This window comes from Cellulosimicrobium sp. NPDC057862, assembly GCF_042797035.1.
Classification (GTDB): Bacteria; Actinomycetota; Actinomycetes; order Actinomycetales; family Cellulomonadaceae; genus Cellulosimicrobium.
Genome location: NZ_JBHVMH010000005.1, coordinates 202,299 through 215,782 on the forward strand (window position 1 = coordinate 202,299; position 13,484 = coordinate 215,782).

Below are 13,484 nucleotides of genomic sequence, written 5' to 3' on the forward strand. Positions count from 1 at the left end.
GCCCGGCGACCGCGGGCTGCTCCGCGTCCGGTGCGCTCCCCGACGGCGCGCCCCCGGACCACGGGTCGCCGAACGGGTCGGCGGGCTCGTCGAGCGGCGGCTCGTCGGCCGGGTCGAAGGGCAGGTCGGCGTACGGGTCGGTGGGGCTCACCCGCACGATCGTAGGCGCACCCGCCGACCCTCGGGTCGTCGTGCACAGGCCGCGGCCCGCGAACCCCGGGGACGGGGTCGCGGGCCGCGAGAGCCGAGGGCGCAGGGCGTCAGGAGCGCATGTCCATGACCACGCGACCGTCGATCCTGCCCTCCTCCATCTCGGAGAAGATCGTGTTGATGTCGTCGAGCGGGCGCACCGTGTACGTCGGGCTGATCTTCCCGCGGGCGAAGAAGTCGAGCGCCTCCGCCATGTCCTTGCGCGTCCCGACGATCGACCCGCGCACGGTCAGCCCGAAGAGCACGGTCGTGAAGATGTCGAGCGGGAACTTCTCCGGCGGGAGGCCGACGAGCGAGACCGTTCCCCCGCGGCGCAGCGCGCCCACGGCCTGCGGGAACGCGTGCGCGTTGACGGCGGTGACGAGCGCTCCGTGGACCCCGCCTCCCGTCAGGTCCTGGATCTCGGCCGCGGCGTCGGGCGACGTGGCGGCGTTGACGGTGACCTCCGCGCCGTGCTTGCGCGCCAGGGCGAGCTTCTCGTCGTCCACGTCCACCGCGGCGACGCGGCGGCCCATCGCGACCGCGTACTGCACCGCGATGTGCCCGAGCCCGCCGATCCCGGAGATGAGCACCCACTCACCGGGCTGCGTGTCCGTCACCTTGAGCCCCTTGTAGACGGTGACGCCGGCGCACAGGATCGGGCCGACGGCGGAGAGGTCGACCCCGTCCGGGACCACCGGGCAGTAGCGCGAGTCGACGAGCATGTACTGGCCGAACGAGCCGTCGACCGAGTAGCCGCCGTTCTTCTGGTTCGGGCACAGCGTCTCCCAGCCCGTCTCGCAGTACTCGCACTCGCCGCACGCGCTCCACAGCCACGCGTTCCCGACCGTGTCGCCGACCTGGACGCGCGTCACCTGGTCGCCGACCGCGACGACGGTGCCGACGCCCTCGTGGCCCGGCACGAACGGAGGAGCGGGCTTGACCGGCCAGTCGCCGTGCGCGGCGTGCAGGTCGGTGTGGCACACGCCGGTGTAGTCGACCTTGACGAGGGCCTCGTGCGGCCCGGGGGTGGGGACCTCGACCTCGTCGACGCTCAGCGGGTCTGCGAAGGAGTGGACGACGGCGGCACGCATGGTGGGCATGACGATCACCTCGGTTGCTCGGGGAGAGTTGCGGCCGGACCGTGCCGGCGGTCCTGCCTCGTCCTCGACGCTACGCGCGCCGAGGACGGTCGGCGCGGTGAGCGGCGGGATCGACGACTCAGGGCCGTGCGGCTCGTGACCTTCGCCTCTCCACGACGAGGGCGAGCGTCCCGGCGACCACGACGACCCACTCGCTGACCGCGGCGAGGACCTGCTGCGTCCCCCCGACCGTCTCGTTCACGCCGAAGAAGCCCACGGTCGTCGACAGGTAGAACGCGGCGAGGGTCAGCGCCCCGAAGCCGACCGCGCCGAGCAGCGGCAGCCAGTGTCGCCACACGAGGACGAGGAGGCCGAGGACGAGCCCCGCGACGGCGTTGAGCGCGAAGAGCGGGCCGACGACGTCGATGTCGCGGTACCCCTCGACGAACAGGACGAGGTGCACGTCGGCAGAGAGCAGCAGCCCGGCGGCGGTCAGCCCGCGCAGGACCCACGCACCGAGCGCTCGGCCCTCGCGCACGGGTGGTGTCGGCGGCCCCGTGGTCTCGGACATCGTCGTCTCCTCCGCCTCGCGCGGTCGGGGCGCGGGCTCCCGTACCCCGGTGCTTCAATGGAACCGCCGACGGCGACATCCCGCGCGCCGGGCGGCCCGGGCGGGTGAAGGCCCGTCCGTCCACGCACCGCGCAAGGAGGCCGGACATGGACGCACCGCACCCCGCCGTCCCCCCGGAGGATGCGGTCGACATCCGCGGCGCCACGCCCAGCGCCACCCTCGACGCCACCCGCACCCGGCCCTCCGGCCCGGTCCTGCGCGCCCCGCGCGGCGCGACGCCGACGCGGCGGGTCGTCCTCGCCGGGTCGGGAGCGGGCGCGGCGCTCGCGCTGCTCGCGGCGTGCGGCGGTGGTAGCCCCTCCGGGACGCCGGAGGGCGGGACGAGCGGCGGTGAGGGTTCCGGGAGCGGCGGGCCCGACGTCGGTCCCGGGCAGGCGCTCGCGAGCGTCGACGACGTTCCGGTCGGCGGGGCGCTCGCGGTCACCGTGGACGGCGCGCCGCTGCTCGTCACGCAGCCCGCGGAGGGCACCTTTGCGGCCTTCAGCGCGATCTGCACCCACCAGGGGTGCACGGTCGCGCCCGGGGACGGCGAGCTCCTCTGCCCGTGCCACGCCTCCCGCTACGACCTCGCGACCGGCGCCGTGCTCGGCGGGCCCGCGCCGTCGCCCCTTCCCGAGGTGCCCGTGACCGTCGACGGCGGCGAGGTCACCTCGGCGTGACGAGGCACGCGGGGCCGCCCCGACGGGTCCGGCCGTCCGCGGCGCCTGCCCGCGTGCCGGACGTCACGGACGTGGGTGCGCGCGCGGTTCGTAGACTGTCCGGGTGACCCCACCCTCCGTCGCGGGACGGCCCCTGCTCCCGCTGCGCCCCGAGCTCGCCGGCGTCGAGCCGTACGGTGCGCCCCAGCTCGACGTCCCGGTCCTGCTCAACGTCAACGAGAACCCGCACGCACCGAGCGAGGCCGTCGTCGCGACGATCACGCAGGCCGTGCGCGACGCCGCCGCGGGCCTCAACCGCTACCCCGACCGCGACTTCCTCGGGCTGCGGGCCGACCTCGCGGCGTACCTCGGCACCGAGTCCGGTGTCGTGCTCGAGGCCGAGCAGCTCTGGGCCGCCAACGGGTCGAACGAGATCATGCTCCACGTGCTCCAGGCGTTCGGCGGCCCGGGACGCACCGCCGTCTCCTTCGCCCCGACGTACTCGATGTACCCGGAGTACGCGCGCGACACCCACACCGCGTGGGTCGTCGGGCGCCGCGCCGAGGACTTCACGCTCGACCCCGAGCACGCGCGCGAGGTCGTCGCGCGGGAGCAGCCGTCCGTCGTCCTGCTCGCGAGCCCCAACAACCCGACCGGCACGGCGCTGCCCGCAGCGACCGTGGAGGCGGTCTGCGAGGCGGCGCTCGCGGTCCGGGTCCCGCTGCCCGACGGGCAGGAGGCGCCCGCCGTCGTGGTGGTCGACGAGGCGTACGGCGAGTTCCGCCGCGCCGGGACGCCGTCCGCGCTCGAGCTGCTCGACCGGTACCCGAACCTCGCGGTGACGCGCACGATGTCCAAGGCGTTCGCGCTCGCAGGCGCTCGGGTCGGCTACCTCGCGGCGTCGCGCGACCTCGTCGACGCGCTCCGGGTCGTCCGGCTCCCGTACCACCTGTCGGCCGTGACCCAGGCGGTCGCGCGCGCCGCCCTCGCGCACTCCGGGGAGCTGCTCGCGCAGGTCTCGGAGCTGCGCGAGCGCCGCGACGAGACCGTCGCGTGGCTGCGTTCGCTCCGGCACCCGGACGGTCGCCCGCTCGACGTCGCCGACTCGGACGCCAACTTCGTCCTGTTCGGCACGTTCGCCGACCGGCACGCGGTCTGGTCGGCGATGTTGGAGCGGGGCGTGCTCGTCCGGGAGACTGGTCCCGACGGCTGGCTGCGGGTGTCGATCGGCACCGGCGAGGAGATGCGGGCCTTCCGACAGGCCCTCGTGGAGGTGGCAGGACTGTGAAGCGCACCGCGCGCATCGAGCGCGCGACGTCCGAGTCGAGCGTGCTCGTCGAGCTCGACCTCGACGGCACGGGACGGACGGAGATCTCGACGACCGTCCCGTTCTACGACCACATGCTCACGGCGCTGGGCAAGCACTCGCTCATCGACCTCAAGGTCGTCGCGACGGGTGACACGCACATCGACGCGCACCACACGGTCGAGGACGTGGCGATCACGATCGGCGAGGCGCTGCGCGTCGCGCTGGGCGACAAGGTCGGGATCGGCCGCTTCGGGGACGCGACGGTGCCGCTCGACGAGGCGCTCGCGCTCGCCGTCGTCGACGTGTCCGGGCGCCCGTACCTCGTGCACTCGGGAGAGCCGGAGGGCCAGGAGTACCACCTCATCGGCGGGCACTTCACGGGCTCCCTGACGCGCCACGTGCTCGAGTCGATCGCGCACCACGCGGGCATCTGCATCCACGTGCGCGTCCTCGCGGGCCGCGACCCGCACCACATCGTCGAGGCGCAGTTCAAGGCGCTCGCCCGCGCGCTGCGCGCCGCGGTGGCCCCCGACCCGCGCGTCGAGGGCGTCCCGTCCACGAAGGGGGCCCTGTGAGCACGCACGGCGACGACGCGCTGGACGGCGTCGAGATCCCGGACGACCTCTCGTCCCTCACGGGTCCCGCGGCGCCCGACCTCGTCGCGCTCATCACGCAGATCGCCGGGGCCGAGCCCCTCGCCGCCGCGTGCTCGCTCGCGCAGGTCGAGGCGGACGTCGTGCCGACCGACGTGGGCGCCGTCGCGGTCCTGCGCGACACGGGCGGCGACGCCCCCGCGCACGCCGCCGCCGCGCTGACCACCCTGGTCAAGGGCGTCCCGCTCGTGCTCGTCGTGCGCAGCGGCGAGCAGCTCACGATGACGCGCTGGGCCGACGGCGCGGTGGGCGACCAGCTCGCCCCGGGCCTCGTGCTCGGTGGCGCGCCGGAGGCGCTCGAGGACCTGCTCACCGGCACGACGACGCTCGCCGACCTGGACGGCGTCGTCGCGAGCTCGTCCATCTCGCGCTGGAAGGCGATGCGCCTGCTCACGTCGGCTGCGCGCCGCGCCCGGAAGGACGGCGCATGAGCGAGCCGGCGACCCGCGAGACGTCGGGCGCCCGCCGCCCGTCCGTTGTCGTGCTCGACTACGGCTTCGGCAACGTCCGGTCGGCCGTACGCGCGCTCGAGCGCGTCGGTGCGGACGTCGAGCTCACCGCAGACCGGGCGCGCGCCCAGGATGCGGACGGCCTCGTCGTCCCGGGCGTCGGCGCGTTCGCCGCGGTCATGGCGGGCCTGCGCGGCGTCCGCGGCGACGAGCTCGTCGGACGCCGCCTCGCCGGCGGCCGCCCCGTGCTCGGCATCTGCGTGGGCATGCAGGTCATGTTCGACCAGGGCGACGAGCACGGCACCCTGACCGACGGTCTGGGGGAGTGGGCCGGCCTCGTCGACCGGCTCGAGGCCGACGTCGTCCCGCACATGGGCTGGGACACGGTCGACGTCCCCGAGGGCAGCGTCCTGTTCCGCGGCGTCGAGGACGAGCGCTTCTACTTCGTCCACTCCTACGCGGCCCGGTCCTTCACGACGGGTCAGGACCTGCCCGCGGACTCGCCGATCCGGCGACCGCTCGTCACGTGGTCCGACCACGGCGGCCGGTTCGTCGCGGCCGTCGAGAACGGGCCGCTCTCCGCCACGCAGTTCCACCCCGAGAAGTCGGGCGACGCCGGCGCGACCCTGCTCGAGAACTGGGTCCGCTCGCTCTGATCGACCCGGACGCCGGGTCCCCGCACACCCGGCGTACACCCGCTGCGGCGCACGCGACGCGCCACCGACACCGATGGAGAACCCCGTGACCGACCGCCTCGTGCTGCTCCCCGCCGTCGACGTCGCCGACGGCCAGGCCGTCCGCCTCGTCCAGGGCGAGGCCGGCTCCGAGACCTCGTACGGCGACCCGCTCGCCGCCGCGCTCGACTGGCAGTCGGGCGGTGCGGAGTGGATCCACCTCGTGGACCTCGACGCCGCGTTCGGCCGAGGCTCCAACGCGGAGCTGCTCGCCGACGTCGTCGCGCGCCTCGACGTCCAGGTCGAGCTCTCCGGCGGGATCCGCGACGACGCGTCGCTCGAGCGCGCGCTCGCCACCGGCGCGCGGCGCGTCAACCTCGGCACCGCGGCGCTCGAGAACCCCGAGTGGACGGCCAAGGTCATCGCCGAGCACGGCGACGCGATCGCCGTCGGCCTCGACGTGCGCGGCACCACGCTGGCCGCGCGCGGGTGGACGCAGGAGGGCGGTGATCTCTGGGAGGTCCTCGACCGCCTCGAGGCCGCCGGGTGCGCGCGCTACGTCGTCACGGACGTGACCAAGGACGGCACGCTGCGCGGCCCGAACATCGACCTCCTGCGCGACGTCGCGGCGCGCACGGACGCGCCGGTCGTCGCGTCGGGCGGCATCTCGAGCCTCGCCGACCTCGAGGCGCTGCGTTCGCTCGTCCCGGCAGGCGTCGAGGGCGCGATCGTGGGCAAGGCCCTCTATGCGGGCGCGTTCACGCTGCCCCAGGCGCTCGACGTCGCGGGCCGGCCGTGACGGTGGGCCCGGACTCCCCGGGGAAGGCGCTCCCGCCGTCGTCCGGGTTCGCGGGCGACGACGGGTCGGCCGACCCGGCGCTGGCCGCGCTGCTCGCCGCCTACGCCGCGGGGTCGGCCCCGCTGGCCGACGTGGTCGCGCGGCTCGGTGAGACGCGCGTGCTCGTCCCGATCCTCGCCGAGCTCGAGAGCGCGGGCGAGGGCGAGCACGGGCACACGGTCGACAAGGAGGCCTCCGCCGGGGTCGTCGCGATCGAGGCACCGGACGGGCGCCGCGCGCTCCCGGTGTTCACGTCGGTCGCGGCGATGTCCGCGTGGCGCGCGAGCGCGCGCCCCGTCCCCGTCGACGCTCGTCGCGCGGCGCTGTCCGCCGTGAGCGAGGACTGGTCGCTGCTCGTCCTCGACCCGGGCGGCCCCGTGACGGCGCTCGTGCCGCGCCCGGCCGTGTGGGCGCTCGCGCAGGGCAAGGAGTGGTCGCCCGCGGTCGTCGACGGGACCGTCGTCCCCGAGGTGGTCGCCGCCGTCCAGGGCGCTCTCGCCGGGATCCCGCACGTCGCGCGGGTCTGGGCGGAGCCGGGACGGCGCGCCGAGGTGGCCGTCGTGCTGCGCATCGACGCAGGGCTGGACCGGGCGGGGCTCGACGCCGTGCTCGGTCAGGTCAACGCCGCGCTGGCGACGGACGCCGTCGTGTCGGAGCGCGTCGACGGGCTCGAGCTGCGGGTCGGTCGCGCCGACTGACCAGCCACGTGGGCGTCCGCGCGGTCCCGCCGAGCGGCCTCAGCGACGGCGCAGGCGGCTCAGACCCCACGCGAGCGCGGCGGAGAACGCGACGACCGCGCCGAGGGCCTGCCCGCCGAGGATCACGCGGTTGAGGTCCAGCGCGGGCTGCCAGCGCACCCCCTCGTCGTCGACGACGTAGACGCCCTTGGCGACGACGCGGACCCCGAAGCCGCCACCGCCCCCGGAGCCCTCGCCCCCCGCCTCGCCGCCGGCGTTGCCCGACCCGGGGTCGGACGACGAGCCCGCGGCCGCGGTCTCGGCGCCCTCGTCCGCCGTGGGTGCGGACGCGGCCCCGATGCGGCGACGCCAGTCGGCCGCGCCCTTGCCCGACAGCTCGCCGGCGCCGGATCCCCAGCCCGAGCCCGTGCCGCCCCAGACGGTCGCGACGGGGATGACGAGCGTGCCGTCACGCTCGTAGGACTCTCCGAAGACGCGACGCACGGTGAGCGTGTCGCGTGCTGCGTGGGTGATGTGCGCCGGGTCGACCGGGGACGTGTCCGAGCTCGCGTGTGTGCTCATGGCAGGAAGGGTAGACCTGCGGTCCCTGGTGCGCGCGGGGTGCGGGGCGGCGGGTCGTTCCGGCCCGCCGACCCGCCCGCCGGGCTCCCTGCCGGGGTGGTCAGGCGTCGCACTCCGGGAGTGCCGTGAACGCCGACTCGTCGCCGAGCATCGTCTGGAGCGTGCTCACCGGGACGAGCAGCGACTTGTCGGTCGACGTCTTCGCGTAGACGACGCCGATCACCTCGCCGGCGTCGTTGAGCGCGGCGGAGCCGGAGCTCCCCGGCTCGACGGGGGCGTCGGTGACGAGGACCTCGCCGAGGTTCTCGTGCAGCGGGTCCGTCGTCGTCCCGATGACAGAGCCCTGCGTCACCGTGAGCCGGCCGCCCTCGGGGTAGCCGACGACCGTCACCGGGTCGCCCGGCGCCGGGTCGGCCGCCGCGAGGGTCGGGGCCGACGGGAGGTCCTCCGACGTCCGGACGATCGCGAGGTCCGCGAGGCCGGCCACGCTCGCGGTCTGGGCCGCGATGTCGCGGCCGTCGTAGGTGAGGAGTTGCAACGAGCGCGACGAGTCGACCACGTGCTTGTTGGTGATGAGCGTGCGCGAGTCCACGGCGAACCCCGAGCCGGTCGACAGCCCGTCGCAGCGCACGTTGCGGATGCGCACGGCCATGCGCCGGACGGCGTCGAAGCCGTCCGCCGAGAGGTTCTCGGACCCCGCGGGGTCGTCGGGGGCGACGAGCGACGGGACGACCGTGTCCGGTACGGGCTCGGGGAGCTCTGGCAGGACGCCGCACGCCGCGAGCGGGCCGACGAGCAGCGCCACGGAGACGAGCGGTGCGACGACGCGCCCCACGGTGCGCCGAGCCATGCCCTCGGCGGTCGGCCCGGGTCGGCGCCGCGTCATCCGGCGAGCTCCTGCTGGAGCTGGGCGTTCGCGTCCGTGGCCTCCTGGCACAGCAGGTCGACCTGGTCGGCGAAGCGCTCCAGGTCCGCAGGGTCGTAGGCGTCGCGGTTGTTGAGGTAGCCGATGAGCTGGGTCTGCGCCGTCGTGCACTGGCCGAGCGCGGCCGCGACCTTGCCCGCCGCCTCGGAGACCCGGCTCTGGTAGTCGAGGTACTGCTGGGACGCCTCGTTCTCGTCGCCGAGCTGTGCCTTCTCGTTGGCGAGGTCGCTGATGCGGTCCTGCGCGGCGGTGAGCTGGGTGCGCGCGGACTCGAGCTCCGCGTTCGCGCCGTCGAGCTCGGTCTGGAGCCGGGCGACGTCCTCGCCCAGCCCGCGGGCCTCGCCCTCCCAGTCCGCGCTCGACTCCTGCCAGCGCGTCGTGGTGACCCAGAGGTAGGCGCCGACCCCCAGGGCGGCCGCGAGGAGGAGGGACAGCACCACGATCGCCACCACGGCGCCGCGGCGGCGGCGCGACGGCGCCGTCGCGTCCCCGCCGGCGGACGGCACCCCGTCCGGTCCGGGTGCACCGCTGTCCGAGGCGCCGCCGCCCCGAGGGACGGTGGCCCCCGGTACCGCGCCCGCCCCGAAGGTGCCGGGCGCCGCGCTCGAGGCCGCGTTCGGGGCCGGCCCACGGGGCGCCGCGGAGGCCGGGGCGAACGACGGCGGTCCACCGGCCGACGAGGGTGCGCCCGGGACCGTGGGCGGCGTCGTCCCCCGCGGGACGCTCTCCGGCCGGGTCGGCGACGGCGGTCGACCCGGCGGCGGCTCGGAGGACGCGCCGTGCGGCGGCGGCACCGGGGGAGTGCTCAACTCACGGCGCCCGTGTACTTCTCGCCCGGCCCCTCGCCCGGGGCGTCGGGGTAGACCGACGCCTCGCGGAACGCGAGCTGGAGCGAGCGCAGCCCGTCGCGGAGCGACCGGGCGTGCTGGTTGCCGATGTCGGGAGCGCTGGCCGTCACGAGCGCGGCGAGAGCGTTGATGAGCTTGCGCGCCTCGTCGAGGTCCAGGTGGCCCTGCTCCTGCGCGTCCTCCGCCAGACCGCACTTGACGGCCGCGGCGCTCATGAGGTGGACGGCCGCGGACGTGATGACCTCCACGGCGGCGACGTCGGCGATGTCGCGCACGGCGTCGGCGGCGGGGTCGGGCACGGCGGCGTTCTCTGTACTCATGGCGACCATCTTTCCATCCGGCGGCGGGGGAGCACGCCCCCCGTGATGGACGTGCCGCGACGACGCCGGCCGCCGCCCCCGTAGGGGACGACGGCCGGCGAGGCGGGGTGGCGGCCCGTGACCGCCCCGGACCCGAGACTCAGACGCGCACGGGCTCCGCCGCGGTGCCGGGCTGGCCGCCCTCGACCGGGGCGCCTGTGGCGGCGAGCGCCTCGCGCAGCGCGCCGCCGAGGCTCGCGTCGACGTTCGTCCAGTACGCGATCGCCCGCTCGCGGATCTCGTCGCTGCGCACGGCGCCGACGTGCCCGGTGATCGTCGCGAGGAAGCGGTCCCGCGCGGCGTCGTCGAAGACCTCGCGGTAGAGGGTGCCGGCCTGGCCGAAGTCGTCGTCCTCGGGGTGCAGCGTCGCGGCGGTGCGCGTCAGCTCGCCGTCGGCCTCCCAGCCGGCCGACTCCGCGGCGCGGGCCGGGTCGGCGTGGGCGCCGCCCTGGCTGTTGGGCGCGTAGACCGGCGTCGTCGCGGAGGAGAAGGAGTAGCGCATGGCGCCGTCCTTGGCGTAGGAGTGGCCGCCGTCGCTCGCCGCGTGCGGTGCGTTCACGGGGAGCTGCGCGTGGTTGGTGCCCACGCGGTACCGGTGGGCGTCCGCGTAGGAGAAGATGCGCGCGAGGAGCATCTTGTCGGGGCTCGTCGCGATGCCGGGGACGAAGTTGCTCGGCGCGAACGTGGCCTGCTCGATCTGCGCGAAGTAGTTCTCCGGGTTCCGGTTGAGCTCCATCACCCCCACCTCGACCAGCGGGTAGTCGGCGTGCGGCCACACCTTCGTGAGGTCGAACGGGTTGAACCGGTACGTCTTGGCGTCCTCATACGGCATGACCTGGACCGAGAGCGTCCAGCGCGGGAAGTCGCCCGACTCGATGTGCTCGTGCAGGTCGCGGATGTGGTGGTCGGAGTCCGACCCGGCGAGCTGCGACGCCTCGTCGGCGGAGAGGTTGTCGATGCCCTGCTGGGTCTTGAAGTGGTACTTGACCCAGAAGCGCTCGCCCGCCGCGTTGATCCACTGGTAGGTGTGCGAGCCGAACCCGTCCATGTGGCGCCAGCTCGACGGCAGGCCGCGGTCGCCCATGAGCCAGGTGACCTGGTGCGCCGACTCGGGCGACAGGCTCCAGAAGTCCCACTGCATGTCGTTGTCGCGCAGGTTCGAGCCGGGCAGGCGCTTCTGCGAGCGGATGAAGTCGGGGAACTTGATGCCGTCGCGCAGGAAGAACACGGGCGTGTTGTTGCCGACGAGGTCGTAGTTGCCCTCGGTCGTGTAGAACTTCAGCGCGAAGCCGCGGGGGTCGCGCCACGTGTCGGGCGAGCCCTGCTCGCCCGCGACGGAGGAGAAGCGCGCGAGCATCTCGGTCGTCGTGCCGGGCTGGAAGAGCGCCGCGCGCGTGAAGGCGCTGACGTCGTTCGTCACGGTGAACGTCCCGAAGGCCCCGCCGCCCTTGGCGTGCACGACGCGCTCGGGCACGCGCTCACGGTTGAACTGGGCGAGCTTCTCGACGAGATAGTGGTCGTGCAGGACGATCGGGCCGTCGGCGCCGACGGTCTGGGCGTGCGCGTCCGAGGCGACGGGTGCGCCGGCGTTCGTGGTGGTGAAGGGGGCGGTCATGGGTCTCCTTCCGTGGGCCGCGGTCGCGGCCCGTTGGGTGTTCTCATACCGGGATCTTCGTGAGAAAACGGGCGCTCTCCGGGTGCGCGGGGACACGGGGGGCGGGGTGGGGTGGTCAGTCCGCGCAGTCGGGGCAGAGGCCCCAGAACGTCACCTCGGCGGTGTCGATCTGGAACCCCGACGTGCTGGAGGGGGTCAGGCAGGGCGCGTGGCCGACCGTGCAGTCCACGTCGGCGACGGCGCCGCAGCTCCGGCACACCACGTGGTGGTGGTTGTCGCCGAGGCGGCGCTCGTAGCGTGCCGGGTGGCCCGCGGGCTCGATCCTGCGGACCAGCCCCTTGTCGGTGAGCGTGTGCAGGACGTCGTAGACCGCCTGGACCGAGACGGAGCCGAGCGACTCGCGCGCCGCCCGCAGGACGTCGTCGGCGTCGGCGTGCTGCTGGAGCTCGACCGCGTCGAGCACGGCGAGCCGGGCAGCGGTGACGCGCAGGCCGTGCTCGCGCAGCTCGCCCTCGTGGCGGGCGCGTCGTGGTCCGTCGTCGAGGCTCGTCCCCACGCCGGGCGTCGCTCCTGTCGTCATGGCACCACTCTAACCACGTAAACTGGAAGAGTTCCAATGATGGAGGCGATCCGGAGTTCGGTCTCTGGCCCGGTACGGGGGTCGGTCCGCCTCTGCTATCCTTGATGGCTGACCGACTCGTGCGCGTCTCCTCGTCCGGTTTCCGGGCGACGGGAAGAGTGCGAGTGCGCAAGTGGATCTCATCCCACCCGGGTCTCGACCGTCGACGAACGTCGCGACAGAGGCCGGGTCCTGGTCCGGGACGTACCCTTTCGGGGGCGTCCCGACGTGGTCGTCGCCTGGTGCGACGTCCCGACCTGATGGCCTCCGCCCTGCGCTCAGGGACGGAGGCCTTCTTCGTCCCGGGTGGTCTACCGACGACTTCCTAGGAGCATCACATCAGCGAGCCTCGCATCAACGATCGGATCCGCGTCCCCGAGGTCCGACTCATCGGTCCCGGCGGGGAGCAGGTCGGCGTCGTCCGCACCGAGGTTGCCCTGAGCCTTGCCCAGGACGCGGACCTCGACCTCGTCGAGGTCGCCCCGGACGCCCGGCCCCCCGTCGCCAAGCTCATGGACTTCGGCAAGTTCAAGTACGAGTCCGACATGAAGGCGCGTGAGGCGCGGCGCAACCAGGCGAACACGGTCCTCAAGGAGATCCGCTTCCGCCTGAAGATCGACCCGCACGACTACGGCACCAAGAAGGGCCACGTCGAGCGCTTCCTCGCCGCCGGCGACAAGGTCAAGGTCATGATCATGTTCCGCGGGCGCGAGCAGTCCCGCCCCGAGATGGGCGTGCGCCTGCTCCAGCGCCTCGCGGACGACGTCGCGGAGCTCGGCTTCGTGGAGTCGATGCCGAAGCAGGACGGCCGCAACATGACCATGGTGCTCGGCCCGGTGAAGAAGAAGGCCGACGCCAAGAGCGAGCAGCGCAAGCGGGCGCAGGAGGCCGAGCCTCGGCTGACGAAGTCCGCCCAGCGTGCCGCGGCGCGCACGGTCGACGGCGCGGAGGGCGAGGACGTCGACGCGCCCGAGGCCGTGGAGGTCGCCGAGGCACTGGCCGTCGAGGCCACCCCGGCCCCCGCCGAGGCGGCCGTGTCGGTCGAGGCGCCGGCCGAGGCGCCTGTCGAGGCTCCGGTCGAGGAGGCACCCGCGCCGAAGGCTGCTCCGGCGCCGAAGGCCGCACCCGCACCGAAGGCCGCGCCCGCACCGAAGGCTGCCGCCCCGCGCTCGGCGCCCGCGCCGCGTCCGGCCACGGCACCTCGTCCCGCTGCCCGGCCGGCGGCGGACTCGAAGCCCGCCGCGCCGCGTCCGGCCACCCCCCGTCCGGCACCGGCGGCTCCGTCCGCGCCGGCGTCCGGCGCCAAGCCGGCGGCCCCCAAGCCTGCCGCGCCCAAGCCGAGCGCCCCGCGCCCGGCGCCCAAGCCGGCACCGCGAGGCAAGGCCGGCTGACGGCC

General features: G+C 74.7%; 16 protein-coding genes. 8 read left to right on the forward strand and 8 right to left on the reverse strand.

The features are described 5' to 3' along the window. Window positions 1-260: 260 nt before the first annotated feature. Together adhP and ACFVN3_RS09480 are read right to left on the reverse strand one after the other, a co-directional pair. Entirely contained in the window at window positions 261-1,292 is a 1,032-nt protein-coding gene (adhP, locus tag ACFVN3_RS09475) for an alcohol dehydrogenase AdhP (RefSeq protein WP_378232543.1), read from the reverse strand. Between the two features lie 118 nt (window positions 1,293-1,410). Then, on the reverse strand, window positions 1,411-1,842 hold the full coding sequence (locus ACFVN3_RS09480) for a hypothetical protein (RefSeq protein ID WP_378232544.1): 432 nt from the start codon (window positions 1,840-1,842) through the stop codon (window positions 1,411-1,413). 146 nt (window positions 1,843-1,988) lie between these two features. On the opposite strand from ACFVN3_RS09480, the gene ACFVN3_RS09485 reads away from it, so the two are divergent. The 7 genes from ACFVN3_RS09485 (at window position 1,989) to ACFVN3_RS09515 (ending at window position 7,161) form a co-directional block, all read left to right on the forward strand. Next, complete coding sequence (locus tag ACFVN3_RS09485) at window positions 1,989-2,561, forward strand: Rieske (2Fe-2S) protein (RefSeq protein WP_378232545.1); 573 nt, start codon at window positions 1,989-1,991, stop codon at window positions 2,559-2,561. A 103-nt stretch (window positions 2,562-2,664) separates the two neighbouring features. Further along, window positions 2,665-3,828, forward strand: coding sequence for a histidinol-phosphate transaminase (locus ACFVN3_RS09490; RefSeq protein ID WP_378232546.1), 1,164 nt, complete (start codon window positions 2,665-2,667; stop codon window positions 3,826-3,828). After that, window positions 3,825-4,424 carry an imidazoleglycerol-phosphate dehydratase HisB gene (hisB, locus tag ACFVN3_RS09495; RefSeq protein WP_021482124.1) on the forward strand — a complete coding sequence of 200 codons (600 nt, stop codon included), beginning with the start codon at window positions 3,825-3,827 and terminating at the stop codon, window positions 4,422-4,424. The genes ACFVN3_RS09490 and hisB overlap by 4 nt, the downstream gene beginning before the upstream one ends. Further along, complete coding sequence (locus ACFVN3_RS09500; protein WP_378232547.1) at window positions 4,421-4,933, forward strand: hypothetical protein; 513 nt, start codon at window positions 4,421-4,423, stop codon at window positions 4,931-4,933. Before hisB ends, ACFVN3_RS09500 begins: the two co-directional genes overlap by 4 nt. After that, window positions 4,930-5,607: an imidazole glycerol phosphate synthase subunit HisH gene (gene hisH / locus ACFVN3_RS09505; protein WP_378232548.1), complete on the forward strand. Its 678-nt coding sequence runs from the start codon at window positions 4,930-4,932 to the stop codon at window positions 5,605-5,607. The genes ACFVN3_RS09500 and hisH overlap by 4 nt, the downstream gene beginning before the upstream one ends. Window positions 5,608-5,692: 85 nt before the next feature. Next, window positions 5,693-6,424, forward strand: coding sequence for a bifunctional 1-(5-phosphoribosyl)-5-((5-phosphoribosylamino)methylideneamino)imidazole-4-carboxamide isomerase/phosphoribosylanthranilate isomerase PriA (gene priA, locus ACFVN3_RS09510; RefSeq protein WP_378232549.1), 732 nt, complete (start codon window positions 5,693-5,695; stop codon window positions 6,422-6,424). Next, window positions 6,421-7,161, forward strand: a complete 741-nt coding sequence (locus tag ACFVN3_RS09515; RefSeq protein WP_378232550.1) for an SseB family protein — start codon at window positions 6,421-6,423, stop codon at window positions 7,159-7,161. Before priA ends, ACFVN3_RS09515 begins: the two co-directional genes overlap by 4 nt. Window positions 7,162-7,200: 39 nt before the next feature. Here ACFVN3_RS09515 and ACFVN3_RS09520 read toward each other — a convergent pair whose 3' ends face one another. The 6 genes from ACFVN3_RS09520 to ACFVN3_RS09545 form a co-directional block, all read right to left on the reverse strand. Continuing rightward, the gene (locus tag ACFVN3_RS09520) at window positions 7,201-7,722 is read right to left on the reverse strand and encodes a hypothetical protein (RefSeq protein WP_378232551.1); all 522 of its coding nucleotides are present in this window, start codon (window positions 7,720-7,722) and stop codon (window positions 7,201-7,203) included. Window positions 7,723-7,822: 100 nt separating this feature from the next. Further along, window positions 7,823-8,608, reverse strand: coding sequence for a S1C family serine protease (locus ACFVN3_RS09525; protein WP_378232552.1), 786 nt, complete (start codon window positions 8,606-8,608; stop codon window positions 7,823-7,825). Further along, the gene (locus ACFVN3_RS09530) at window positions 8,605-9,153 is read right to left on the reverse strand and encodes a hypothetical protein (RefSeq protein WP_378232553.1); all 549 of its coding nucleotides are present in this window, start codon (window positions 9,151-9,153) and stop codon (window positions 8,605-8,607) included. Before ACFVN3_RS09530 ends, ACFVN3_RS09525 begins: the two co-directional genes overlap by 4 nt. Window positions 9,154-9,452: 299 nt before the next feature. After that, complete coding sequence (locus ACFVN3_RS09535) at window positions 9,453-9,824, reverse strand: DUF1844 domain-containing protein (protein ID WP_371861946.1); 372 nt, start codon at window positions 9,822-9,824, stop codon at window positions 9,453-9,455. Between the two features lie 130 nt (window positions 9,825-9,954). Beyond that, a complete protein-coding gene (locus tag ACFVN3_RS09540) occupies window positions 9,955-11,469 on the reverse strand; it encodes a catalase (protein ID WP_378232554.1) in 1,515 nt (504 codons plus the stop codon). Between the two features lie 115 nt (window positions 11,470-11,584). After that, the gene (locus ACFVN3_RS09545) at window positions 11,585-12,049 is read right to left on the reverse strand and encodes a Fur family transcriptional regulator (RefSeq protein ID WP_378232555.1); all 465 of its coding nucleotides are present in this window, start codon (window positions 12,047-12,049) and stop codon (window positions 11,585-11,587) included. Window positions 12,050-12,477: 428 nt separating this feature from the next. Here ACFVN3_RS09545 and infC point away from each other — a divergent pair, with 428 nt between their 5' ends. Further along, window positions 12,478-13,479 (forward strand): translation initiation factor IF-3, encoded by a 1,002-nt coding sequence (infC, locus tag ACFVN3_RS09550; protein ID WP_378232588.1) that lies wholly within the window; start codon window positions 12,478-12,480, stop codon window positions 13,477-13,479. Window positions 13,480-13,484 lie beyond the last annotated feature (5 nt).

Excerpts from the sequence above, each read along its gene's own strand:
- ACFVN3_RS09545 (WP_378232555.1), bottom strand. The coding sequence starts at position 12,049 with ATGACGACAGGAGCGACGCCCGGCGTGGGGACGAGCCTCGACGACGGA.
- adhP (WP_378232543.1), bottom strand. The coding sequence starts at position 1,292 with ATGCCCACCATGCGTGCCGCCGTCGTCCACTCCTTCGCAGACCCGCTG.
- ACFVN3_RS09520 (WP_378232551.1), bottom strand. The coding sequence starts at position 7,722 with ATGAGCACACACGCGAGCTCGGACACGTCCCCGGTCGACCCGGCGCAC.
- ACFVN3_RS09535 (WP_371861946.1), bottom strand. The coding sequence starts at position 9,824 with ATGGTCGCCATGAGTACAGAGAACGCCGCCGTGCCCGACCCCGCCGCC.
- ACFVN3_RS09525 (WP_378232552.1), bottom strand. The coding sequence starts at position 8,608 with ATGACGCGGCGCCGACCCGGGCCGACCGCCGAGGGCATGGCTCGGCGC.
- ACFVN3_RS09480 (WP_378232544.1), bottom strand. The coding sequence starts at position 1,842 with ATGTCCGAGACCACGGGGCCGCCGACACCACCCGTGCGCGAGGGCCGA.
- ACFVN3_RS09485 (WP_378232545.1), top strand. The coding sequence starts at position 1,989 with ATGGACGCACCGCACCCCGCCGTCCCCCCGGAGGATGCGGTCGACATC.
- hisH (WP_378232548.1), top strand. The coding sequence starts at position 4,930 with ATGAGCGAGCCGGCGACCCGCGAGACGTCGGGCGCCCGCCGCCCGTCC.
- ACFVN3_RS09540 (WP_378232554.1), bottom strand. The coding sequence starts at position 11,469 with ATGACCGCCCCCTTCACCACCACGAACGCCGGCGCACCCGTCGCCTCG.